This window comes from Sphingomonas sp. P3_C6, assembly GCF_056402595.1.
Window position 1 is genome coordinate 38,272 of the sequence record NZ_JBFUHB010000006.1, and the last position, 24,258, is coordinate 62,529.

Genomic DNA, 24,258 nt, shown 5'->3' on the forward strand with positions numbered 1-24,258 from the left:
ACACCCGCCCGGCAGCCAGACCAGTCGGGGGATTACTGGCCGGCGTCTGGTTTCGGCGCGTCGGCGCCGGGAGGAGGGGCCATGCCGGGGCCGCCCGGATGGCGGCCATGGCCGCGCATCTTGCCCATGCGCTGCTTCATCCGCTCATGCCGCGCAGCCATTTCGGCCTGGTCGATGAAGCCGTCATGGTTGGTGTCCATCTTCGCGAAACGCGCCTCTGCCTGGGCGATCGCCTCGGCATGGCTGATCTTGCCGTCATGGTCGGTATCGAGGCGGGCCATCATGCCGCCGCGATGGCCCATATGGCCCCCGCCCATCGACCCGGCGCCCATGGGCCCGGCGCTCATGGGACCGGCGCTCATTGGGTCGGTGCCGGGAGAAGGCGGCGCCATGCCTGGCCCGCGCCCGCCACGACCTTCGCGCATGCGCTGGCCCATCGCCTTCATCTCGTCGGGCGTGATCTTGCCGTCGCCATTGGCGTCCATCTTCGCGAAACGCGCGGCGGCCTGCGCCATATATTCGGCCTTGCTGATCCTGCCGTCCTTGTTGGTGTCCGCGCTCGCCACCAGGCCGCTGCGGCCGGGAAGCTCGTCGCCCGAAATCTCGCCATCGCCATTGGCGTCGAGCCGCGCGAAACGCTTTTCCGACTGCGCCATGAATTCGGCGCGGGATATGACGCCGTCATTGTCGGTATCGGCGCGCGGCATGCCGCCGCCGCGCCCCGCGGCGCCATCCTGCCCTGCCACCGCCGCGCCGCTGATCGCGGTTCCGGCCAGGGCGAGGGCGAGAAGATATCTGCGCATATCCGTTGTCCTTCAGTGATTGCCCGGTCCCGCCGGCTATGAGCTGGGTTTTCGCTGAAGGGTGTCGCGCGGCTGTGTCAGCGTGCGGCTAAAGTGTCGCAATTTGTCGCATTTTTCATGAACTTCCCGCGCGCGCATGGGGTGGAGCCCTCACGTTTCAGCCTGGCCAATCCGACCCGAGGATGACGCTGCAGATATCGATCCGCCGGAAGCCCGGATCCTTGTATGCCAGGACGTCGTCGTTGAACGTTCCGAAGGTGCTGTCGGGGCGATGCTTCATGCCCTGGTAGAAGGCGTCGATGATGCCGTGCTTGAAGTCGGCTTCCCGGGGGCAGGCGGTGACGACTGCCTCGCGCTGCGCGTCGGTGAACCGGTCATAGCCGCGGCCGGCAACGTCCATGCCGGCGCCCGCCTGCACCAGCGCGATCTCCGGGCGCATGAATTCCGGTATGCCGGGCGTGGTGTGCAGCGCGATCGCGTTCCATACCGTCTCGATATCGCTTTCGGCGATGCCGTGGCCGCGCAGGAAATCGCGCGCTGCGTTGGCGCCGTCCACTTCGAAGCGCAGCCGGCTCTCCTCGTAGCGGGGGGTGAGGCCGATGTCGTGGAACATGGCCGCCGCGTAGAGCAGTTCGGGATCGAAGATCAGCCCGGTCCGCTGCCCCGTCAGCGCTCCCCAAAAATAGACCCGCACTGAGTGGTGAAAGAGCAGGTCGCTCTCCGTATCGCGGATGAACCGCGTCAGGTCGCGGGCGATCTTGCTGTCGGGAATCCTGATGCCGGAAACCTCGCCGATCATCGTCTGTACTCCATCACATGCTGCACTGTTCGCGTGCCGCCGCGGGCCGGATCAACCATTGCGCGCTGCCTGCGGCGTGTTCCGGAAGCTGATGGCCATGCGGTTATAGCTGTTCATCAGGCTGATCGCGATGGTGAGGTCGACGAGCTGCTTCTCGTCGAACACCTCCCGCGCTGCCGTATAGGCGCTATCCGGCACGCCGGTCTCGGCGACGCGGGTGACGCTTTCGGCCCAGGCGAGCGCTGCGCGCTCCGTCTCGCTGAACAGGCTGCCGGCCTCTTCCCAAGCCTGGAGCAGGGCGAGCTTTTCGATCGGCACGCCCTTTTTGACGAGGTCGCGTGTGTGCATGTCGAGGCAATAGGCGCAGTTGTTGATCTGCGAGACGCGCAGATAGACGAGGTCGACCAGTTCGGCGGGCAGGCCGCTCTGCACGATATAGCCATAGATGCCGCCGAGCGCCTTGGCGCCGTTGGGGGCGATCTGGGTGTAGTCGAGCCTTTGAGTCATGGGTCCGATCCTTATTTGATGGGGGTGGTGAGGGCTTTGTCGTCGGTATCGACGACGAAGACGGCGAGCAGCCGTGCCGGGCTGGTCCTGCTTGGATTTCGGCTGACCGAATGGGTCGCGTTGGGCGGTTCGGACCAGCTTTCGCCGGCCTTGAAGATGCGGGTCTCGCCGTCATTGACCTTCGATTCGATCTCGCCCGAGAGGACATAGGCGTAGATGAAGGCCGACTTCGCATGGGTGTGCGGCGGAGAGGCGGCGCCAGGGGCGTAGTCCACCTCGACCACGATGAGCGACTTGCCGGGGATGTTCGGGATCGCCTGGTTGAATTTGGGCGTGACCGTTTCGGTCTGGCCGTCATGCGCCAGCACCGGGGTGGCGAACGCGATGGCGAGGGCGGCGCAGGTGGCGGCGATGACGGGGCGGACGTTCATTGGCTTGCTCCTTATGCTGGCCTGAAGATGGCCCGGCATGAGCTAGAAAAAAGCACCAAGAATGCCGAGAAATCCTGTACCACGGGGTATGAGCAAGCCGCTGACCCTGAATCTGGACCGTGCGGCGAAACTGCCTCTGGCGGAGCAGATCCGGCGGGGGATAGCCAATGCGATCGAGGGGGGCGTGCTGGAGCCGGGCGCGCGCTTGCCGTCCTGGCAGGACCTGGCGGCGCAGCTCGGTGTCGCGCGGGGGACGGTGCGGACCGCCTATGAGAAGCTGGCGGCCGCCCAGCTGATCGAGGCGTCGCGGGCGGCCGGCACACGGGTCGCGCGGCGTCCCCGCATCGCGGTGAAGAGCGAGCAGCCTTCGGATGCCGGATCGTTCATGGAGGTCTATCGCGAGATGACCCACGGGCCGGCCTTTTTCCAGATGGGCGTACCGGCGACCGAGACTTTTCCTGCGACCCTGTTGGCGCGGATCCGGGCGAACGCGGTGCGGGCCGAGGCGAGTGCGGCGCCGCTCTATCCGGACCCCCGCGGCGAGATCGAGCTCAGGCGGGAGATTGCAGGCTATCTTGCGGTTGCGCGGGGCATCGACTGCTCGCCATCGCAGGTGATCGTTACCGGCGGCTACGGCGCGGGGCTCGGGTTGGCACTTGGCGTGCTCGGGTTGGGCGGGGAGGAAGCCTGGGTGGAGAATCCGGGTTTCCCCTGGTCGCGGAAGGGGCTTGAGCTTGCGCGCCTCTCCATCGCGCCGATCCCGGTTGATGCGGAGGGGATCGATGTGGCGTTCGGACTGCGGCATCATGGGGGGGCGAAGCTCGTCTTGGTGACGCCGGGGCAGCAGGCGCCGCTCGGGCCGACCCTGTCGCTGGAACGACGGCTCAGGCTGCTCGAATGGGCGGCGGCGAACCGGGTATGGGTGATCGAGGACGATTATCTGAGCGAGTTGCAGCTCATGGGCAGGGCTGCGCCGGCGCTCGCATCGCTCGACCGGGACGGGCGGGTCATCCATATCGGGTCGTTCAGCAAGACGATCAGCCCGACGGTGCGGCTCGGCTTCCTGGTGGCGCCGGTGGAACTGGCCGCGCGATGTGCCGAGGTGGCGGCGTGCCTTGCGCCGGCGCCGGGGCCCGCGGTGCAGATCGCGACCGCCGAGTTCATGCGGGAGGGCCATTATATGCGCCATCTGCGGCGCACCAAGCGGGCCTATGCGGCGAAGCGGGAAGCGTTGCTGGCGTGTCTCCAGGCTTATGTCGGAGAGGATCGGGTTGCGGCGCCGGGGCTGGCGGTGCTGCTGACCTTGCCGGCGGGGGCGCCTGACCTTGCCGTCGCGCGCGCGCTGATGGCGTTCGGCATGTCGCCGTCGCCGCTGTCGCCCTGGTACGCGTCGTCTGACGGCGCGCGATCGGGGCTGTTGCTTGGGGTCGCGACGACGCCGGTGCGCAACCTTGCCAAGTCCTGCGACCGGCTGTTCGAGGTGATCCGCCGGTTCGGGTGACCGGTCGGGCGCGCAAAAATCACCGCGTGGGAACCATTTGGCGGCATATCGATCTTAGCCCGGACAGCGCGTGCCGGATCAGGGAGAGAATGCTCATGGGAATGTGGGTGATTGCAGGCGTGATCATCGCCTTTGTGGTGGTTGGCCAGATCATGCAGGTGATCAAGACACGCCGCAGCCGGCAGGCGCTTGCAAGCGACGACGCCACGGCGATGCTGCGGGGGACCGATGGGCTCAACATCACCGAGGTGGACGGCAACGACCTGTTCGTCAGGGAAATCGCGCTGGTGCCCGGTGCACACCGGCTTGCCTTCCAGGTCTCGAAATATGGCGGGATCGTGAACATTCCGGCGGCCGAGTATGAACTGCAGTCGGGTGTGACCTCGGTCGAATGGTCGGGCACCACGGCTCAGGACATGCGCATCACGCTGTTCCGCGAGGTGGATGACGGGACGCTCGCAGTCGCGCGATAGGCCGGCCTTCGTCGCGCTGCGCGTCGTCGCCAAGCCGTTTTGATGGAAGCGCCGGGTCTCCTTCAGTCGAGCAGCGCGCGCCTGAGCTCCGGATAGACCACATCATTGCCGTGGCCGCTCAGATGATCGCCGTCCAGGAACAGGGGACGTCCGCCAGGCATCGCCTGGCATGTCGCGCCCGGGCAGAGCAGGGGCAGGGGATCCCATAGCCTGAGCTGTGGCACCGAAGCCTGAAGCTGTTGCATCGCCGCGATAATCGGCGCGCGGCGTTGCTCGACGCGTGCGCGGGAGATGGTCGTGCCGGCCGCGCAGCTGGGATTGCCGCGGTTGAACCAGTCGACGCAGCGGAAGGTCGCGCTGCGGAAGATCGGCTTGGGCGCCTCGATCACTAGTCGGGCCCCATTCTGCGCCAGCCGCGCCAGGATCGGCTGCGCCTGTGCGATGCCGAGTGGGGAGGCCGGACGGTCGTCGAGTCTGATGTCGCGGTCATTGTCGAACTGGTTGGTGAACCGGTCGATACGCAGTCCGGGCAGGAAGATCGTGTCGCCGGGCTTCGCCTTCTGCGCCACCTCGTCGAACATCGTGCCATAATAGAGTTTGCAGCGCGCACTCTGCGGCAGCGGGTCGATCAGGCGCAGCACCGGGCATCCGGCGCGGAACCAGAGATGCACGGTGGTGCCGGTCTCGGCGACGAGCTGGCGCAGCGCCGGCGTATAGGCGGTGGCGTGCGAATCCCCCAGCACATGCACCGTGCGGCGCGAGGCTGCACAGCCCTCCGCCTGCCAGGTGATCACCTGCGCGCCGCCAGCCGACCGACTGGTTTCGACCACCCTGCACGGGCTTCGCGCCGGGTCCAGTTCATGCCCTTTGTCGGCATACCAGTCCTGCGCATTGCCCGTGCGGCTCAGGGTCAGCTGGTCGTGATTGGCGAACATCGCCTGGGCCAGACCAACGGCGAGCAGGGTCGCGACGATCGCCCCCGTTACCACGCGTCCGCGCGGCAAGGCGGCGATCCGCGCATTATAGTGGAGCGGGTTCTCGACCAGCGCATAGGAGACGGCGGCCAGCGCCACGCTGATCGCGAGCGCGGCAAGGGCGAGGGGCAGGGTTTCCAATCCGGTGGTCCAGCGGAACAGCACGAATACCGGCCAGTGCCACAGATAGAGCGCATAGGAGCGCTTGCCGATCGCAACCATCGGCCGGCTGGCGAACAGCCGCCCGAGCGGCGCATCGCTCCGGGCGACGACATGGGCGAGCAGCGCTGCAGTTCCGGCAACGGCCAGCAGGTTGCGCAACAGCCAGACTTCGACCGGCAGCGCGAGCCCGATGACGATCAGCGCAAGGCCGATCACGCCCGTCGACTGATGCCCCACGCGCGGCGCGGTGCGCCAGCTGTCGAGCGTCAGGCACAGCAGCATGCCGGCACCAAGTTCCCAGAAGCGGCTGACGATCAGGTAGAAACCGAATTTGGGTGCGAGCAGGTCGAGCAGCGCGTGGATCGCCAGCGAGGCAAGCGACAGCAGCGCGATCGACCGCACCACACGGCGGGTCGGCGTGCGGGCGCCTTCGAGCCGCTGATGCCAGTAGATCAGGAAGGGGAAGGCGAGGTAGAATTGTTCCTCGACGCCCAGCGACCAGGTGTGGGTGAAGGGATTGAAGCTTGCCTGCGGCCCGAAATAGCTGTCCGTATCGGTCGCCAGCACGATATTGCTGAGGCCGAGAAAGGCGAAGCGCCCGACCTGCGGGATGCTGTCGCTGAGCCAGCTGCGGGGCACGAACAGGGTTGCCGCAGCAATGGTGACGAGCAGCATCAGGATCAGCGCCGGCATGATCCGCACCAGCCGCCGCGCGTAGAAATGTGCGCTCAACGCGCCCAGGCTGGCAAAGCGCCGCCCCTTGAGCGAGCCGGTGACGACGAAGCCTGAAATGACGAAAAACACGTCCACGCCGATGAATCCGCCCGGCAACACCGCCGGCCAGAGGTGGAACAGAACCACCGACAGGACGGCGAGCGTGCGCAGCCCGTCGATCGACGCGATATACCCCAGCCCGGAATAACCCAGTCCGGACCGTTGCCCAGTTTGCATTGTGTTCCTGTACCTCGGCGCGCCGCATAGACGGCAATTCGGGAGGCGCTATACGCAATCGAACCCGTTGTGGTGGGATTTGATCTCGCGGTTCGGGAAGTGGCGGCTCGTACCCCTTCCGGCCGCGAGAATCGCTCAGGCGAAGATGGCGACGCTTTGCATGCCTTGGGCGATCGGCTGGCCGTCGGCGTTCCAGAGCATCATCGACTGGCTGGAACAGCCATTCTTGGCATGGTCGGACTGGGCTGAGAGCAGCCACCACCCATCGGTCGTGGCGGGCGTTGGGGTGAGCAGGTTGACGATCCAGGTCAGCGAACTGATCGGCGCAGGCTGCTTGCCGAGCAGCTTGAAGGCAGCCGGGGGCAGGGCGTCGGCGACGGCAAGCACCTGGACCATCGGATCGAGCCCCTCCGAAACGCGCAGCCGGGCCCAGCGGAGCCATTCGGCCTCGCCCTTCGCCTGTTCCTTCAGGTCGAGGAAGTTGAAGTTGCCGGTGAAGAACTCGTCGGGCCCGGTATAGAGTTTCGCGTCCGGCGCGGGCGGGCGGTGGCTGCTATTCAGCCCGCCGTCGAGATCGATGCGCGAGGGCTGGTCCGACATGAAAACGAAGGTTGCGCGGAAGCCGAGACCGGCGTCCGAGGTGATGTCGGCCTGGATGAAGGCGGCGTTGCGGCCGCGGCGGAGCTTGGTCGCGGTGACGGCGACCTCGCCGGCAAGCGGCCCGATGAAGGAGACCTGCGCCGAGCGAAGCGGCGGCAGGTCCGGTTCGATGGCCTGGGCCGCGTTGAGTGCGAGCGCGCTGGACAGGCCGCCATAGCTGGTGCGGCCCTGAAGCCAGTCGGCCGGAATGGTCGTGCGGAAGCCGCTTTCCGCCGGTGTTGCGGCGGCGAGGATGTCGGCGATCGGGGTCACAGGGCGTTCTCCGCCAGGCGGTCGCGCAGTTCGCGCTTCAGCACCTTGCCGATCGCGCTGCGCGGCAGCTCGTCGATGGCGTGGAGCGCGGCGAGGCGCTGGGTCTTGCCGAGCTGCGCGTTGGTCCAGTCGAGGATCTCGGCATTGCCAGCGTTGGCGCCGGTGTGCGGCACATAGAAGCCGACCGGGGTTTCGCCCCATGCCTCGGACGGCACGCCGATGACGCTGCAATCGGCGACGGCCGGGTGCTGCGACAGCACCGCCTCCAGATCGGTCGGGTAGATGTTGAAGCCGCCCGAGATGATCAGGTCCTTCTTGCGATCGAGCAGGGTGAGGAACCCGTCTTCGTCGAAGCGGCCGACATCGCCGTGGCGGATATAGCGGCGCCCCTCCGCATCATGCCATTCGGCCGAGCGGGTCGCCTCGCTACGCCCGTGATACCCCGTCATCATCGCCGGCGAGCGGCCGACGACCTCGCCCATCTCGCCTTGGGGCACCTCGTTGCCGTCATCGTCGATCAGGCGGATGTCGTGATCCTCGATCGGGCGGCCGACGGTGTGAAGCTTGTCCGGATATTGGTTGGCGACGAGCAGGCAGGTGCCGCCGCCTTCGGTCATGCCGTAATATTCGACGAGCAGGCCGGGCCAGCGCGCGAGGACATCGGCCTTCAGCGCGGCGGAGAAGGGCGCGCTGGTGCAGGTTTTCAGGCGGAAGGACGACAGGTCGAAACGGTCGAAATCGGGCAGCGCCATGATGCGTTGATACTGGACGGGTACGAGCATCGCATGGGTCGCCCGGTTCTCCTGCGCCATGACGAGGAAGGTGTGGGCATCGAATTTCTTCATGAGCACCGCCGTGCCGCCCCAGCCTAGCGTCGGCAGGAAGCTGACCAGGGTGGTGTTGGAATAGAGCGGCGTCGCGATCATCGTCACCGCCTCGCCGAAACCGGCCGAGCTGTTGCGGTTGATATGGGCCCAGCGCATCTTGTGGCTCTGCACGATGCCCTTCGGCGTCCCGGTGGTGCCGGAGGAATAGATGATGTTGAAGCCGTCGCCGGGGGCGATGGTGACCGGGGCGGGCTTTGCGCCTTCGGGGGCAAGCCACTCCTCAAAATCTTCCTCCCTGACGAAGGCCGGGGTCCCGTTACGCAGGTCCCCCAACTGGGCCCCGGCCTTCGCCGGGGAAGTAGGAAAATGGACGACCTTCGCCTTGATGTCCTGGCCCGCCAAAGCTTCTGCAGCGTCATCATCGACAAACACGATCGGGGCGCCGCAGTCGGCGATCATCGCCGAGAGCGATTCCGGGGTGGAGGAGGGCGCGAGCGGTGCGGCGACGCAGCCGGCGCGCAACGCACCCAGAAATACGGCGCCATACTCGATTCGTGAAGCCGCAACGATGGCGACTGCCTGGCCCTGGGCTACCCCGTCGCGCTGAAGCGCCGTGGCGACGCGGTCCATCAGCGTGTCGAGCGTCGCATAGTCGATGCTGCCCTCCCTCGCCGCAAGGGCGGTCTTGCCGCCATGCTCGCTCGCATGGGCGCGGATCAGGTCGGGCAGGGTCGCGAAATCGCTCGCGAGCATATCGGCAGCTGTCATGACACGGCGCTATGCGAGGCGCGCGGCAAATGCCATACGCAATCTTCGAAAAAATGAGGAGGGGTTGCCGATGCTGTTCTACGACGCGGTGAATCCGGCGCCGAATCCGCGCCGGGTGCGTATCTATCTCGCCGAAAAGGGACTGACCGTGCCGAGCGAGACCCTGTCGATCGTGGCGGGGGAGCATAAGGGCCAGGCTTTCCTCGAGGTGAATCCGCTCGGGCAGATCCCGGCGCTGAAACTCGACAATGGCAGCGTGCTGACCGAGAGCGTGTCGATCTGCCGCCTGTTCGAGGCGATGCACCCCGAACCGCCGATGTTCGGCGAGGGGCCGCAGGGCATGGCCGAGGTCGATATGTGGACCCGCCGGGCCGAGCTTCGCCTGATGGTGCCGCTGTCGATGGTGTGGGCGCATTGCCACCCGTTCACGGCGCGTGTCGTGAAGCCGCAATATACCGAGTTCGGGGAGAGCCAGCGGCCGCGCGTGATCTCTGCGATGCGCGAGTTCGACCGGGCGCTGGCCGATCGCGACTATCTGGACGGCAGGGGATATTCGATGGCGGATATCGTGCTGTTGTCGGTGGTCGACTTCGCCGGGTTCGTCGGGATCGCCATTCCCGACGAGCAGGAGAATCTGCGCGCCTGGCATGATCGGGTTTCGGCCCGGCCGAGCGCCCGGGCATGAACGACATGCAGGGGGCGGTCGCGATCGTCACCGGCGGGGGGACCGGGATCGGCGCGGCAGTCGTGCGGCGTCTCGCGGCGCGCGGCGTGCGCTGCGTCATCAACTATGCGAGCAGCCGCGACGAAGCCGAGGCGCTTGCGGCCGAGGTCGAGGGGGCGGTCGCGGTGCAGGCCGACATCGCCGAGGATTCCGCCTGCCGGACGCTGGCCGCGGCGGCGATCGAGGCGTTCGGGCGGATCGACTTTCTGGTCAACAATGCGGGCCGCACGAAATTCGCCAATCATGAGGATCTGGAGGCGCTGTCGGCCGATGACTTCATCCATATCTACCGGCTGAACACCATCGCGCCGTTCCAGATGGTGCGGGCCTGCGCACCGGCGATGCGAGAGGGTGGCATCGGCGCGGTCGTCAATGTCGCGTCCGTTGCCGGGGTGTTCGGCAACGGATCCTCGGTCGCCTATGCCGCGTCCAAGGGCGCGCTGGTGACGATGACCAAGAGCCTAGCCCGGGCGCTGGCACCGGCGATCCGGGTCAATGCGGTCGCGCCCGGTTATGTCGGGACCGGCTGGTTCGAGAAGCGGCTGGGCGAGGCCGGGCTCGCCGCCCTGAATGCGCGGATCGCGGCGCAGACGCCGATGGAGATGGCGGCTGGCGCCGACGACATTGCCGGACCGGTCGTGATGCTGCTCGACCCGGACAACCGGGTGATGACGGGCGAGACGCTGTTGCTCGATGCGGGCGCGCATCTGGATGTCGGGCTGTCGAGAAGGCCGGGTAAGGAGCTCTAATCTAGTCCTCCCGGGTTCCCGGGGGAGGAGCTAAGTAGCCTCTATGGCTTCTGGCGGCGGGACCCGGTCCAGCACTTTCCACAGGATGATTCCGAGCGACAGGAACGCCAGGATACCCGCCAGCAGGAACGCCGCGCCGGGAAAGCCGTGATCGACGCCGGTCGCCAGCGCCTGGGTCAGCAGGAGCGGGCCGAGGATCGAGGAGACGCTGCCCATGCTGCCGATGCCGCCCTGAAGCGCGCCCTGGTGCGAAGCGTCGACCATGCGCGACAGCAGGCCGTTCATCGCGGGAAAGATCAGGCCGGAAAGCGCGCTCACAAGGAACAGCATATAGGCCTGCCAGCTCTGCGTGACGAAGGCGAAGGCGAGGAACGCGATGCCTGCCGAGATCAGGCCTATGACCAGCGCGCGCCGCTCTCCCACGCGGGCGATGATCTTGCCGGTCAGCCCGCCCTGCACCAGCGCCATGACCAGCCCGACAAAGGCAAGCGACCAGCCGATCGCCTTGGCGTCCCAATCGAAACGGATCGTGGCCCAGAAGGCCCAGGTCGAAGGATAGACCATATGCGCGAGCTGCCAGACGAACCAGGCAGCGAGCAGCGGGCCTGCATTGCCGGCATGGAACAGCGGACGGAAAGCCCCGACGACATGCGCATCGCGCAGCTTGAACGGGCGACGATTCTCCGGTGCCAGCGTTTCGGGCATGGCGACGATCATCACTGCCGCATTGGCCAGCGCGAGGATCGCCGCCGCAGCGAAGGGCGCGCGGGGGCCGAAATCGGCGAGCAGCCCGCCGATCGCCGGGCCGATGATGAAGCCGATGCCGAATGCGGCGCCGATCAGCCCGAACACGCCGCTGCGCTTCTCGGGCGGGGTGACGTCCGCCAGCACCGAACTGGCCGGGCCATAGACGGCGCCAGCGATCCCGGCGATGGCGCGGCCGAGAAACAGCCAGGCGAGCGTCGGCGCCCAGGCCATCAGGGCATAGTCCATGCCGAAGGCGAGCATCGAGGCGATCAGCACCGGGCGGCGGCCGAAACGATCGCTGAGGTTGCCGAGCACCGGCCCGGCGAAAAACTGGGCCAGCGCGAACATGACCAGCATGTAGCCGGCGATCCGCGTCGCCTGTTCGAGATCGACATGGCCGATGCTGGTGATGAGATGCGGGAAAACCGGCATGACGATGCCGAAGCCGATCGTATCGATCAGGACGGCGGCAAGGACGATCGGCACGGCACGATGATCGAAGCGCATGGATTCTCCCCAGAATCGTTCGCGTCTTTTGATGGCGCGTACGCCCTGCGGAACATTCACCGAACATGCACAAGCGGGCGGGCGAGGACAAGAGGGGTTCTGCGGTACAACTGTCCCCACAAGTCGTTGTTTTTTCATCCGGATCGGACCAATTTAAATAATCTGCTTAATGTCGCATTTACCCTGCCGTTCTCTTCGATGACGGCTCGATCCATCGCTTTGGGGGCGGCGGGAGGACGTCCGGAGATTGAACATGACCGTTATTGGAACGAACGTCGCCGCGCTGCGCGCGACCAACGCATCGAACGCGGCGTCGAAGGCGCTGCAGACCAGCATCGAGCGCCTGTCGACCGGCAAGCGCATCAACAGCGCCAAGGACGACGCGGCAGGGTCCGCCATCGCTTCCTCGCTGACCTCGCAGATCAAGGGGCAGACCCAGGCGATCCGCAACGCGAACGACGGCATCTCGCTTGCCCAGACCGCTGACGGCGCGCTGAGCGAAGTCACCAACATCCTGCAGCGCGTCCGCGAATTGTCGGTCCAGTCCGCTTCGGGCACCTATAGCGACGACGACCGCAAGAACCTGCAGGCCGAAGTCACCGAATTGCAGTCGCAGCTGACCGACATCGCATCGAAGTCCAACTTCAACGGCGTGACGCTGTTCGGCGCTTCCGACACGAACGTGTCGATCCAGACCGGCTCCGGCTCGACCGACAAGGTTAGCCTGAAGATCAGTGCGCTCGACCTGTCGGGTGTGACGGGTGCCAACGTTTCGACCGCATCGGGGGCGACTGCCGCGCTCGGAGCACTCGACACGGCGCTCAAGGCCGTCAACACGACCCGCGCGTCGATCGGCGCCGGCCAGGCACGCCTGGAATCGGTCGTCAACAACCTGACGACCAATGTCAGCAACCTGACCGACGCGCGCAGCCGCGTGGAGGACGTCGATTTCTCGACCGAGACGATCGCGCTCGCCAAGGCGCAGATCCTGAGCCAGGCCTCGACGGCGCTGCTCGCCCAGGCCAACCAGACCCAGCAGGGCGTGCTCTCGCTGCTGAAATAGGCTCGCCAGCGGCTGAGGCGCCGCCCCCGGGCCGCCCGTGGACTCCACGATGCACCGCGCCGGCCCGAAAGGGCCGAGCGCGGCGCAACGCGTTTGGCCTTTCCTCCCTTTGCTTGTCATTCGATCTGTGTCACATGCTCGACCATACCCGAAATTCAGATTCGGTCCCGAAGGAGAGCATGTATGGCCAGCGCCGCCGACGCCGACGTCGCCGTCAACCCGATCGACGCCTTCCGCCGCGAGGCGCGGGCGTGGCTGGAGGCCCATTTTCCGCCCGCGCTGAAGGGCAAGGATAATCCGATGGCGACGGTCGAGGGACCGACCGCGCTTTCGGATGACGAGGCGGCGTGGAAAAAGGCGTTCGGCGAAAAGGGCTGGGGCGTACCGACCTGGCCCGCGGCCTATGGCGGCGGCGGGCTCGACCGGGCGCAGGCGCGGGTGCTGGGCGAGGAAATGGCGCGTATCGGCGCCTGGAATCCGATCGGCGGGATGGGCGTGATGATGTTCGGCCCGACCCTGCTCGAATATGGCAGCGAGGCGCAGAAGCTGGAGCATATCCCGGCCATCGCCAAAGGCGAGGTGCGGTGGTGTCAGGGCTATTCCGAACCGGGTGCCGGATCAGATCTCGCGAGCCTTCAGATGTTCGCCGAAGACAAGGGCGACCACTATCTCGTCAATGGCCAGAAGACCTGGACCTCGGGTGGGCAGTGGGCCGACAAGTGCTTTGCGCTGGTGCGGACCGACAAATCGAAAAAGCATGAAGGCATCAGTTTTCTGCTGATCGACATGACGTCTCCCGGTGTCGAGGTGAAGCCGATCAAGATGATCTCCGGCGCGTCACCTTTCTGCGAGACCTTCTTTACCGATGTGAAGGTGCCGAAGGGCAATCTCGTTGGCCGCGAGGGCGAGGGCTGGACGATCGGCAAGAGGCTGCTCCAGCATGAGCGGCAGAATCTGTCGGGCGGCGGATCCGTCGGGCGCCTGTTCGGCGGCAAACCGATGGGCGCGCTGGCGAAGGAATATCGCGGCGCGGACGAGCAGGGGCGGCTGAACGATGGCGACCTGCGCATGCGGATCGTCCGGCACGAGATGGACAGCCGGGCCTTTGCGCTGACCCTGCGCCGAGCGGCGCTGGAGGCGAAATCGAACCAGGGGCCGTCGGCGGCGACATCGATCATGAAGAATGTCGGCGCACGCATCACCCAGGATCGCGCCGAATTGTCGATCGAGATCATGGGCATGAACGGGCTGGGCTGGGACGGCGAAGGCTTCAGCGAGGCGGAACTGGCGCAGACCCGCACCTGGCTGTGGGGCAAGGCGGTGTCGATCTATGGCGGATCGACCGAGATCCAGAACAATGTGATCGCGAAGCGCATCCTGGGGATGCTCGACCACCAATAACCGCTGAATGCCGTCACCCCGAACTTGTTCCGGGGTCCATCGTGCCGCGAACGATGGGTTGAAGGTTCTGGGGGCTGGAGCTTCTGGCGGCACCGCATGCGGATCGATGGATGCCGGAACAAGTCCGGCATGACGGAAGCAGTTTCAAGGGGCAGGATGATGGCCGTACTCAACGACGAACAGACGATGCTGCGCGACATGGCGCGGGAGTGGGCTGACAATGAGGTGCCGGTAGGCGCCTTTCGCCGAATGCGCGATGCGGCGCCGGCGGAAGGATATGACGCTGCCGCCTGGGCAGAGATGGGCCAGATGGGCTGGGCGGGGATAGTGGTGCCCGAGGCGTTTGGCGGGTCGGAATTCGGCTATCTCTCGCTGGGGCTGGTGCTCGAACAGCTCGGGCGCAACCTGGCTGCGTCGCCGCTGGCGTCGACCGCGGCTGCCGCGACCGCGATCATGCTCGGTGGATCGGATGCCCTGAAGGCGGCGTGGTTGCCGAAGATCGCCACGGGCGAAGTGGTTGCGACGCTGGCGATCGACGAGGGGCCGATCCATGATCCGGCGAAGGTCGCGACCAGCGTATCGGACGGCAGGATCAGCGGCACCAAGCAGTTCGTGGCCGAAGGTGACGGTGCCGGACTGTTCGTCGTCGCGGCGGTGGACGGGCTGTATCTCGTCGCTGGGGGCGAGGGCGTCACGCGGTCGACGCGGCATATGGCGGATTCGCGTAGTCATGCGCAGGTCACCTTTGACGGCGCACCGGCCGAGAAGCTCGGCGGGACCGACCTGGCCGCGAAGGTGATCGACCGGGCGACGGCCGCATTGTGCGCAGAAATGCTCGGCATGGCGGAGCAGGCCTTCGCCGCGACCAATGATTATCTCAAGACACGCGTTCAATTCGGCCAGCAGCTCTCGACCTTCCAGGCGCTGCAGCACCGCATGGCAAAGATGTTCACGGAGCTCGAGCTGATGCGCTCGGCAGTGGAGGGCGCTCTCGAGGCGATCGACGCCAACCGATCCGACGTCGACCAGGCGGTCAGCCTGGCTAAGGCGATCGCCGGCGATACGCTCAACCTGGTCAGCCGTGAGATGATCCAGCTCCATGGCGGCATCGGCATGACCGACGAGCATGACGCCGGCTTCTATATCAAGCGGGCCCGTGTGCTCGAGACGATGTGGGGCAATGCCGCCTATCATCGCGAGCGCTTTGCCCGACTCAACGGCTACTGACGCATCGATCCGACGTTCAAAACAGGCGTCGCCCTCGCGGGCGGCGCCTTTTTTCGTGCGGCAAGGGCGGGAGATATAGCCGATTTCGAAGATAGGTTCTGGCCGAAGCGGAGTGTTTATGGAGGTGCGACAAGGCGGTGCAGTGGAACAGGTACTGTTTCAAGGTGAGTCTTTCACTTGACGTAGCGTCAATCTCTCTATCAATTCGAGCTTGCGGTACGGGATCATACGACATCCCGACTCAGGGGAGAGAGAAATGCTCAGGAAGCAGTATCTGACGGCGTGCGCCGTTTCGGCCCTGGCGCTCGGTCTTGCGACACCAGCCTTTGCTCAAAGCTCGGCCGTCGGCCAGGACGATGCCGGTCAGACCACACCCGACATCGTCGTCACCGGATCGCTGATCCGCGGCACGCCTGAGGACGCAGCGCTGCCGGTCGATGTCATCTCCTCGGAGGAATTGCTGAGACAGGGCAGCCCGACCGCCGTCGAAATGCTGAAGGCGCTGCCGACCTCCAACGGCGTGCTCGGCGATTCGAACCAGTTCGACAGCCGGTCGCAGGGCGCCGAAGGCATYGCGACGGTCAACCTTCGGGGCCTTGGCCCGCAACGCACCCTGGTGCTGCTCAACAACAAGCGTCTGGTCGCGGCCGGCAACGGCATTCCCTCGATCGACATCAACATGATCCCGCAGGCGGCGATCGGGCGGATCGAGGTGCTGAAGGACGGCGCTGCCGCGACCTATGGATCGGACGCGGTCGCGGGCGTGGTCAACTTCATCACCAAGGCAGACCAGAAGGGCTTCCTGGTCGCCGGCAACTACAAGTTCGTCAGTGACAGCGTGGGCGATTACGACATCTCGGCAAGCTATGGCCATCAGGGGAACGGCTTCCGCGTGCTCCTCGCGGCGGGCTTCCAGTCGCGCGGGGAGCTGCTGGCGCGTGAACGCGATTTTGCGACAAAGCCGTTTGCGGTCAATCCGGAAGGCGGTTGGACCGGCGGCGGCAACCCGGCGACCTTCGTCGCGCTGGGGCCGACCGGCGCGGCGATCACCAATCCGATGCCCGACCTAAGCTGCGTCGGGCTGGGCGGCTTCGTCACGGCACAGAACCGGTGCGCGACGCAGTACAGCCCCTATGACGCACTGGTCGATACCGAACGGCGCGGCCAGGCCTATGTCGAGCTTGGCGTCGACGTGGCGCCGGATATCGAACTCGAGGTGACCGCCCTGTTCGGCCGGTCCACGGTGCCGCACTATCGCACCTCACCTTCGTATCTGCTCACCCAGGCGCCGTCATCCGCGGCGGGCATCACGCAGAGTGGCTTCTTCGTGCCGGCCAACAATCCGGGGCTGGTCCAGTACAAGCTGCAGAACCCGACCCAGATTCCGACGGGCATCGGCGTGCTGTTCCCGACCCTGCTCTACCGGCCGTTCCTGACTGGTGGGAATCCGATGTTCTCCGACCCGGATGGCAATGATCCCGGTGCGTCGGTCGGCCTGCGCAAATCGGAATCGGAACGCTTCACCGCGACCCTGTCGGGCAAGCTGACCGATGGCCTCGATTTCAACATCAACGCGACCTACCACCATTATTACCGCTATATCGACGGCTATGACTCGTTCGGCGACCGGGTTCAGCTCGCGCTGCGCGGGCTGGGCGGGCCGAACTGCACGGGCAGCACGCCCGGAGCGAACGGGTGCCTCTGGCTCAATCCTTTCGGCAATGCGGTCCAGTCCAACCTGGCGACGGGGGCGACCAATCCGGCTTATGTGTCGAGCGTCGCCAACAGCGCCGAGCTGGCGCGCTGGTTCTTCGTCAAATCACTGAGCCAGGCCGATACCTCGCTGTTCGTCGGTGAGGCGAGCATCAGCGGGCGGACCGGGATCAGCCTGCCGGGCGGCGATGTTCAGTTCGGCGTGGGAGCGCAATATCGGCGCGACACCTACAGCGTGAACTACGGCAACAACAATAATCTGTCGGTCAATCCGTGCCGTGAATCGCCCCTCAATGGCAATGTCGGGGCGTGCCGGCCCAACCAGACCACGCCGGGCGTGAACCCGCCGGCGACGGGCGCGCTGGGGTTCCTCGGCACCAACGCCAATGCCCGCGCCTCGGGCGACGTGATCGCGACCTATGGCGAGCTTCAATTGCCGGTGTTCGACATCCTCAACGTGCAGCTTGCCGCGCGCTACGAGGATTATGGCGGCGGGGTTGGGTCGACGTTCGATCCGCAGGCGCGCGTGCGTTTGCAGGCGACGCCGTGGCTGGCGTTTCGCGGCGGTATCGGCACCACGTTCCGCGGGCCGCGCAACGAGAATCTGACAAATGGATCGGTTACTTCGCTCCAGCTGATCGGCACCAGTTTCCGCCCGGTCGATGTCGGCAACAACCCCGGCCTAAAGCCCGAATCCTCGCGCAACATCTCGGGCGGCGTGCTGCTCAATTTCGGCGGATTCTCCGCCAGCGTCGATTATTTCAACTACAAGCTGAAGGACTCGATCCTGTTCGAGCCGGTGGCGGGCATCGTCAACACGCTGTTTGCCAATGCCGCGAACTGTACCGATCCGGCCTATGCCAATCTGCGCAAACGCTTCCAGTTCAACGACGGCAACGGCTTTGCGGGGGCGGGCACCTGTTCGATCGCCAACATCTCGCGGCTGCGCACCCAGATCATCAACGGATCGGGCATCAGGAACAGCGGCCTCGATTTCGCGGCCAATTACCGCACCGACATCGGCTCGGCGCGGTTCGGCGCCGGCGTCACCGCGACCTACACGATCGAATATAAGAGCGAGGATCAGGTCGTCGAAGGCGTGGTCGTGCAGAAGGCGTTCGACGCGGCGGGCAAGCTCAACTTCCAGACCACTGCCTATCCGGTGCCGAAATGGAAGGGCCAGGCCTATATCGATCTTGGCGCCGGCATCTTCGATGCGCGGCTGACCGGAACCTATATCGACAAATATCGCGACCAGCGGGCCGACACCAATTCGGGGCCGTTCGCGCCGCGCGCCGACCTGCCGGGATCGCCCGTCCTGATGCAGGGTGCCGACATCAAATCCTATTTCACCGCCGATTTCAGCCTGCGCGCCAGACTGCCCTGGGACACGACGCTCAGCCTGACGGTGATGAACATCTTCGATCGCGACCCGTCCTTCGCGCGGCTCGATTACAATTACGACCCGTTCACCGGCAGCGCGCTGGGCCGCAACTACAAGGTCGGCCTGTCCAAGAAGTTCTGATGAATGTGGAATCCCCCTGGCTCGCCGCTCCCTCCGTGGGGGCGGCGGGCTTTTTGCCCCGATCCCCCACAGTAACTGAGTAACCAGACATGGCGATTTCCTCCCCCCAGGCGCTGCCCGTCCAGTCCTCCGCTTCTTATGAAACCGCCGATGAAGTGGCGCTCCGGCGCCGGCGGCTGACCCTCGGGCTGCTGACCTTCGTCTATTTCTTCAGCTATATGGACCGGCAGATCCTCGCGATCCTGCTCGAGCTGATCCGCAAGGACCTGCAGCTGAACGACACGCAGCTCGGTATCCTCTCCGGCTTTGCCTTTGCCGTCTTTTATGCCGGGCTCGGCATCCCGGTCGCGCGGCTGGCCGACCGGACGAGCCGAAAGAAGATCATCGTCCTCTCGCTTGCCTTGTGGAGCGCGATGACCGCGATCTGCGGCATCGCCGGCAATTTCCCGCAACTGCTGCTGGCCCGCGTCGGCGTCGGCGTGGGCGAGGCTGGATCGAGCCCGCCGAGCCATTCGATGATCGCCGATCTCTACGCCCCGCACGAACGGGCCAGCGCGATGGCGATCTATTCGCTCGGTGTGGTGCTGGGCGCTGCGTTCGGCACGATCATCGGCGGGACGATCGGCTATTTCTATGGCTGGCGGCATGCGATGTTCGTCGTCGGCCTGCCCGGGATCCTGCTTGCGGTGATCGTCTGGTTCTTCGTGGTCGAACCGCGGCGCGGCCTTTCCGACGGGCGGAGCCAGGCCGACCATGAACGGGAGGCGATGCCGAGCCTGGGCGCCGGTTTCGCCTCGATCTGGCAGGATCGCGCGGCGCGGCACCTGGTGATCGCCGTCACGCTGACCTCAATGATCGGTTACGGCCATGCGCAATGGGGGCCGAGTTTCATCCTGCGCTCGTTCGACGTCTCGCTGCTGACGATCTCCTGGGTGATCGCCCCGATCGGTGCGGTCTTCGCGACCGTTTCCGGCGTGGTCGGCGGGATTTTGGCCGACCGGCTGGCGAAGAAGCGCGGGCTCCACTGGCAGAGCTGGATGGTCGGCATACTGAAGACGATCGCGCTGCCGTTCAGCCTGATCTTCTATTTCCTCCACGACACCAATGTCGCGATCGGCGCCTACTTCTTCGCACTGCTGTTTGCGTCCAGCTATCTCGGCCCGACCTTCGCGCTGCTGCAGGGGCTGGCGCCGATGCGGCTGCGCGCGCTGTGGGCGGCGATCACCCTGCTCGTCATCAACCTGATCGGGCTTGGGCTGGGGCCGACCCTGGTCGGCAAGATCAGCGACATGCTGCGTCCCACCTATGGCGAGGAATCGCTTCGCTGGGCGATGTTCGTCTTCGCTGTGGCGACGCCTTGGGCGATCTTCCATTATTGGCGGGCCGGCGTGATCCTGAAGCAGCGGGGGCAGGTGAGCCAGCAGGTGACGGCAGCGGCGTAAAGCCCTATCTCTCGTCGATGCCCAAACCAAAGCGTTCGACCGGCCTTCCCACAAGAGAGCAGATTCTCGACTTCATCACCTCGTCGGCCACGCCGGCCGGCAAGCGCGAGATCGCGCGTGCCTTCGGCCTGACCGCGCAGGAGAAGATCGGCCTCAAGGCGCTGCTCAAGGACATGGCGGACGAGGGGTTGATCGACAGCGCCCCGGGCCGGGCCTTCCACAAGCTGGGTGGCCTGCCCAAGGTGACGGTGCTGCGCATCGCCGATGTCGACGATGGCGGCAATGTATGGGCGGTGCCCGAACGATGGGACTCGGACGCGCCGTCGCCGCGCCTGCGGGTGCGCGAAAGCAAGCGTGGTGCGCTCGGCGTCGGCGACCGGGTGCTGGCGCGGACCGAAGAGGCCGGGAACGGCTGGATCGCGCATCCGATGAAGAAGCTCGCGCGCGGCGAGGAGCTGGTGCTCGGCGTGCTGCATCAGGAAGGCGGCAAACTCTGGCTGCAGGGCGTCGAGAAGAAGGAACGGCGCGAGTTCATGGTGTCCGACGCCGGCGGTGCCGAGCCGGGTGATCTGGTTCTCGCGGAGAAAGCCGGCCGGCCGCCACGGATCACCGTTCGGGTGACCGAGATACTGGGCGATCCCTTTGCGCCGCGCAGTTTCTCGCTGATCGCGATCCATAAGCTCAGCATTCCCAATGTCTTCACGCCCGAGACGATCGAAGAAGCCGCACGGGTCGCGCAGACCCCGTTGGGGGATGATCGCGAAGATTTGCGTGATCTGCCGATCGTCGCGATCGACCCGGCCGATGCGCGCGACCATGACGATGCCGTCTGGGCAGCGCCCGACGACGATCCCGCAAACGAGGGCGGGTGGAAGGCGATCGTCGCGATCGCCGATGTCAGCTTCTATGTCCGCCCCGGCTCCGAGCTCGACCGCGAGGCGCGGCGGCGCGGCAACAGCGTCTATTTCCCCGACCGCGTCGTGCCGATGCTGCCGGAGGGGCTCTCGGCGGATATGTGTTCGCTGAAGCAAGGCGTCGACCGGGCTGCGCTGGCTTGCCATCTGCAGGTCGCGAAGAACGGAACACTCAAGAGCTGGCGTTTCACCCGAGCCGTGGTGCGGATCGCGGCGAATATTGCGTATGAAGATGCGCAGGCGATGATCGACTCTTCTTCCCCCCTCCCGCCTGCGGGAGGGGCCGGGGGTGGGCTCCCGGCTTCCACGGACGCATCGCCTGGGGAGAGCGCGAGCCCACCCCCAACCCCTCCCGCAAGCGGGAGGGGGGTTAAGAAGGGCGACGCGGACATCCTCGCTGCCCTCCTCCCGCTCTGGGCCTGCTGGCGCGCCCTCAACAAGGCCCGCGAAAAACGCGAACCGCTCGATCTTGACCTGCCGGAACGGCGCGTCGTGCTCGACGAAAAGGGCCGCATCCTCTCCGTCGCGCCGCGCGAGCGGCTGGATGCGCACAAGCTGATCGAGGATTACATGATCGCCGCCAACGTTGCGGCAGCCAAGGCGCTGGAGGCGAAAAAGGCCCCGGTCATGTACCGCGACCATGAGCCGCCGAGCCGCGAGAAGCTGGTCGCGCTCAAGGAATATCTCAAGACCTTCGGCGTAGAGTTCGCGCTGGGCCAGGTGGTGCGTCCGGGCACCTTCAACCATATCCTCGACAAGATCGGCGAGGTCGATTTCCGGCCGCAGATCATGGAGCAGGTGCTGCGCACCCAGACCCAGGCCTATTATGGCCCGGAAAATCACGGCCATTTCGGGCTGGCGCTCGGCAGCTATGCACATTTCACCTCGCCGATCCGGCGCTATGCCGACCTGATCGTCCACCGGTCGCTGGTCGCCGCCTACAAGCTCGGCCCCGGCGGGCTGACCGAGGGCGAGGCGGCGTCGATGGAGAAGATCGGCGAAAGCATCTCGATGATGGAGCGCCGCGCGATGGAGGCGGAACGCGACACCATCGACCGTTATGTCGCTGCCTTCCTCGCCGAGCGGGTGGGGCAGGTGCTCGACGTGCGGATCACAGGCGTCGCCAATTTCGGATTCTTCGCGACGGTCGAAGGGATAGGCGGCGACGGCCTGATGCCGGTGCGCGACATCGGCGGCGAATATTTCCGCTATGACGAAACCGCGCGGCGGCTGGTCGGTGACGAAACCGGCACCGAATATGCCAGCGGCCAGCGTCTCCAGCTCAGGCTGGCCGAGGCGAACCCGGTATCGGGCGCGCTGCGGTTCGAGATGGTGGATGGTGGCGGCGGAGGCAGGGGCGCACGACCCGAGCGCGACGCGCGTCCGCAGCGCGTCATCAAGCGACGCGGTCGGCCGGCGAACATCCGCCACCAAGGCCGCAAGAAATGAGCGAGCTTCCCGCGGCTGCCCGGCGCGTGCGCGGGCCGGTGGCGGGGCATTTCCTGGCGCATCATGCGCTGGCGCCGGAGGATGCGATCGACTTCGTGCCCGGGGATCGGGTCGAACGCTGGTGGTTCGATCGTTTCCGCCAGCGGGGCGTGCTGCGCGAGGCTGCGCCGGGGCGATACTGGTTCGACCTGATCGCCTATCACCTCGACGCGCAGGCGTTCAGCAAGCGCTTGGTCCCGATCGCGATTGCCTTGTCAGTCTTAGTCGCGCTGTTGGCGATGCTGTTCTATCGCGGGTGACCCGGGCCGCTTCAGGCCTTCAATAACGCCTGATCGGGCCAGAACATGCCCGATGCCGGTGCCTCGTGCACGGCTGGAATCTCGGACACCTCGCGTTCCACCAAAGTAGCTGGCGCGGGACTTTCCTGTTCCGCACAAGGCGCTCCAACGTTCAACGCGTTTGCCCGGGCTCTACTCTGAAGCGGACGCACGCTGATGCCGCTAGCCCGCCCGGAACGTCAGGCCAGCCTTCGCTTCCAGCCGCTTCACCAGCACCTCGCCCAGCAGTGCGCCGGGCGTCCAGATGCCGCCTTCTCCCGCCACGTCCCGCACCAGGCACAGCGCGGTCTCGGCGATCATTTTGCTGGTCGAGCCGTAACCCGGATCACGATCCCCGGTGACGACGGAGTCGATGCGGGTGCCGTCGGGCATCTCGCCGATGAACAATATGTCGTAATAGCCATTGTCGCGCTCCTCCTTCGAGGGGCCTTCGCCGGGCTTGGGCCCCTTGTCGCTGGCGAGCGGGTTGATCTTCGCGATCGCCTCGGCCGCTGCCTTGCCGATGTCGCCCAGGCCGGCGACGATCATCTCGTCATAGACGAAGTCGGCGCCATAGGCCTCGCCGAGCAGGAAGTTGGTGCGGTGGACATTCTTGGTGTTGATCGGCGCCATGATGAAGGGGGCGACCCATGCCTCGATCGTCTTGTCATAGTCGGGCAGCAGGCCGCGCGGCTGGCTTGGGCCCTGAAAGCCGGGAGTCAGCGAAAAGGGATTGGTCAGCAGGCCGAGGATCGAGGGATCGCGCGCCGCCGCGGCGAGCGTCGCCTTGAGGCTGGCCGCGGTGCCGCCGGAAAAGGTGCCGACCATCTTGCGCACCCGGCACTTCACGCGCGGGGCGGGCCTGCCATATTTCATCCTGGCGGCGTCCTGCAGGGTCAGCACGCCAAGATCGAACGGGATCGAATCGAACCCGCAGGAGAACAGGATGCGCGCGCCGGTACGCCTTGCCGTCTCGTGGTGCGCGTCGATCATGTGGCGCATCCAGGCGGGTTCGCCGCACAGATCGACATAGGCGGTGCCGGTCCCGGCACAGGCGGCGACGAGATCGCTGCCGTAAAGCTGGTACGGGCCGACGGTGGTGAGCATCACGGCGGTGCGCTCGCACAAGGCCTTCAGGCTCGCCGGGTCGTCCGAATTGGCGGTGAGCAGCGGGATATCGGCGGGTGCGCCGATCTCGTCACGCACCTCCTGCAGCTTGGAGAGCGACCGTCCGGCCATGGCCCAGCGCGGCGCATCGGGACCGGCATAGGTCTGGACCAGATATTCGGCGACGAGGCGGCCGGTGAAGCCGGTGGCACCGTACACGATGATGTCGAAGTCGCGCATGATCTTGTCCTCTGCTCGTCACGCC

General features: G+C 66.0%; 20 protein-coding genes. 11 read left to right on the plus strand and 9 right to left on the minus strand.

Annotation, left to right across the window (positions count from 1 at the left end; genetic code table 11):
• Positions 1-32 precede the first annotated feature (32 nt).
• From AC1DT7_RS08855 to AC1DT7_RS08870, 4 genes are all read right to left on the minus strand, one after another.
• Positions 33-803 carry an EF-hand domain-containing protein gene (locus AC1DT7_RS08855; protein WP_478035570.1) on the minus strand — a complete coding sequence of 257 codons (771 nt, stop codon included), beginning with the start codon at positions 801-803 and terminating at the stop codon, positions 33-35.
• A 157-nt stretch (positions 804-960) separates the two neighbouring features.
• Positions 961-1,602, minus strand: a complete 642-nt coding sequence (locus tag AC1DT7_RS08860) for an HD domain-containing protein (RefSeq protein ID WP_478035571.1) — start codon at positions 1,600-1,602, stop codon at positions 961-963.
• Positions 1,603-1,653: 51 nt separating this feature from the next.
• Positions 1,654-2,109 (minus strand): carboxymuconolactone decarboxylase family protein, encoded by a 456-nt coding sequence (locus AC1DT7_RS08865; RefSeq protein WP_478035572.1) that lies wholly within the window; start codon positions 2,107-2,109, stop codon positions 1,654-1,656.
• Positions 2,110-2,120: 11 nt separating this feature from the next.
• Positions 2,121-2,540 (minus strand): cupin domain-containing protein, encoded by a 420-nt coding sequence (locus AC1DT7_RS08870; RefSeq protein ID WP_478035573.1) that lies wholly within the window; start codon positions 2,538-2,540, stop codon positions 2,121-2,123.
• A gap of 88 nt (positions 2,541-2,628) precedes the next feature.
• On the opposite strand from AC1DT7_RS08870, the gene pdxR reads away from it, so the two are divergent.
• Together pdxR and AC1DT7_RS08880 are read left to right on the plus strand one after the other, a co-directional pair.
• Positions 2,629-4,041 (plus strand): MocR-like pyridoxine biosynthesis transcription factor PdxR, encoded by a 1,413-nt coding sequence (pdxR, locus tag AC1DT7_RS08875; RefSeq protein WP_478035574.1) that lies wholly within the window; start codon positions 2,629-2,631, stop codon positions 4,039-4,041.
• Positions 4,042-4,130: 89 nt separating this feature from the next.
• Positions 4,131-4,514, plus strand: coding sequence for a hypothetical protein (locus AC1DT7_RS08880; protein WP_478035575.1), 384 nt, complete (start codon positions 4,131-4,133; stop codon positions 4,512-4,514).
• A gap of 62 nt (positions 4,515-4,576) precedes the next feature.
• Here AC1DT7_RS08880 and AC1DT7_RS08885 read toward each other — a convergent pair whose 3' ends face one another.
• From AC1DT7_RS08885 to AC1DT7_RS08895, 3 genes are all read right to left on the minus strand, one after another.
• Positions 4,577-6,601, minus strand: coding sequence for an acyltransferase family protein (locus tag AC1DT7_RS08885; protein ID WP_478035576.1), 2,025 nt, complete (start codon positions 6,599-6,601; stop codon positions 4,577-4,579).
• A 135-nt stretch (positions 6,602-6,736) separates the two neighbouring features.
• Entirely contained in the window at positions 6,737-7,513 is a 777-nt protein-coding gene (locus tag AC1DT7_RS08890; RefSeq protein WP_478035577.1) for a thioesterase family protein, read from the minus strand.
• Entirely contained in the window at positions 7,510-9,108 is a 1,599-nt protein-coding gene (locus tag AC1DT7_RS08895; protein ID WP_478035578.1) for a class I adenylate-forming enzyme family protein, read from the minus strand. Before AC1DT7_RS08895 ends, AC1DT7_RS08890 begins: the two co-directional genes overlap by 4 nt.
• Before the next feature lie 70 nt (positions 9,109-9,178).
• Here AC1DT7_RS08895 and AC1DT7_RS08900 point away from each other — a divergent pair, with 70 nt between their 5' ends.
• Positions 9,179-9,793 (plus strand): glutathione S-transferase family protein, encoded by a 615-nt coding sequence (locus AC1DT7_RS08900; RefSeq protein ID WP_478035579.1) that lies wholly within the window; start codon positions 9,179-9,181, stop codon positions 9,791-9,793.
• Entirely contained in the window at positions 9,790-10,581 is a 792-nt protein-coding gene (locus AC1DT7_RS08905) for an SDR family NAD(P)-dependent oxidoreductase (RefSeq protein WP_478035580.1), read from the plus strand. Before AC1DT7_RS08900 ends, AC1DT7_RS08905 begins: the two co-directional genes overlap by 4 nt.
• A 30-nt stretch (positions 10,582-10,611) precedes the next feature.
• Here the strand turns inward: AC1DT7_RS08905 and AC1DT7_RS08910 are convergent, their stop codons facing one another.
• Positions 10,612-11,835, minus strand: a complete 1,224-nt coding sequence (locus AC1DT7_RS08910) for an MFS transporter (protein ID WP_478035581.1) — start codon at positions 11,833-11,835, stop codon at positions 10,612-10,614.
• 253 nt (positions 11,836-12,088) lie between these two features.
• On the opposite strand from AC1DT7_RS08910, the gene AC1DT7_RS08915 reads away from it, so the two are divergent.
• The 7 genes from AC1DT7_RS08915 (at position 12,089) to AC1DT7_RS08945 (ending at position 22,868) form a co-directional block, all read left to right on the plus strand.
• A complete protein-coding gene (locus tag AC1DT7_RS08915) occupies positions 12,089-12,898 on the plus strand; it encodes a flagellin N-terminal helical domain-containing protein (RefSeq protein WP_478035582.1) in 810 nt (269 codons plus the stop codon).
• Between the two features lie 183 nt (positions 12,899-13,081).
• The gene (locus tag AC1DT7_RS08920) at positions 13,082-14,299 is read left to right on the plus strand and encodes an acyl-CoA dehydrogenase family protein (RefSeq protein WP_478035583.1); all 1,218 of its coding nucleotides are present in this window, start codon (positions 13,082-13,084) and stop codon (positions 14,297-14,299) included.
• Positions 14,300-14,458: 159 nt separating this feature from the next.
• Entirely contained in the window at positions 14,459-15,526 is a 1,068-nt protein-coding gene (locus tag AC1DT7_RS08925) for an acyl-CoA dehydrogenase family protein (RefSeq protein WP_478035584.1), read from the plus strand.
• A 256-nt stretch (positions 15,527-15,782) separates the two neighbouring features.
• Positions 15,783-18,764: a TonB-dependent receptor domain-containing protein gene (locus AC1DT7_RS08930; RefSeq protein WP_478035585.1), complete on the plus strand. Its 2,982-nt coding sequence runs from the start codon at positions 15,783-15,785 to the stop codon at positions 18,762-18,764.
• Positions 18,765-18,853: 89 nt separating this feature from the next.
• Entirely contained in the window at positions 18,854-20,206 is a 1,353-nt protein-coding gene (locus AC1DT7_RS08935) for a spinster family MFS transporter (RefSeq protein ID WP_478035586.1), read from the plus strand.
• A gap of 17 nt (positions 20,207-20,223) precedes the next feature.
• The gene (locus AC1DT7_RS08940; RefSeq protein ID WP_478035587.1) at positions 20,224-22,569 is read left to right on the plus strand and encodes a ribonuclease R family protein; all 2,346 of its coding nucleotides are present in this window, start codon (positions 20,224-20,226) and stop codon (positions 22,567-22,569) included.
• Positions 22,566-22,868 carry a hypothetical protein gene (locus AC1DT7_RS08945; protein ID WP_478035588.1) on the plus strand — a complete coding sequence of 101 codons (303 nt, stop codon included), beginning with the start codon at positions 22,566-22,568 and terminating at the stop codon, positions 22,866-22,868. Before AC1DT7_RS08940 ends, AC1DT7_RS08945 begins: the two co-directional genes overlap by 4 nt.
• 201 nt (positions 22,869-23,069) lie before the next feature.
• Here AC1DT7_RS08945 and AC1DT7_RS08950 read toward each other — a convergent pair whose 3' ends face one another.
• A complete protein-coding gene (locus tag AC1DT7_RS08950) occupies positions 23,070-24,233 on the minus strand; it encodes a saccharopine dehydrogenase family protein (protein ID WP_478035589.1) in 1,164 nt (387 codons plus the stop codon).
• Between the last annotated feature and the right edge of the window lie 25 nt (positions 24,234-24,258).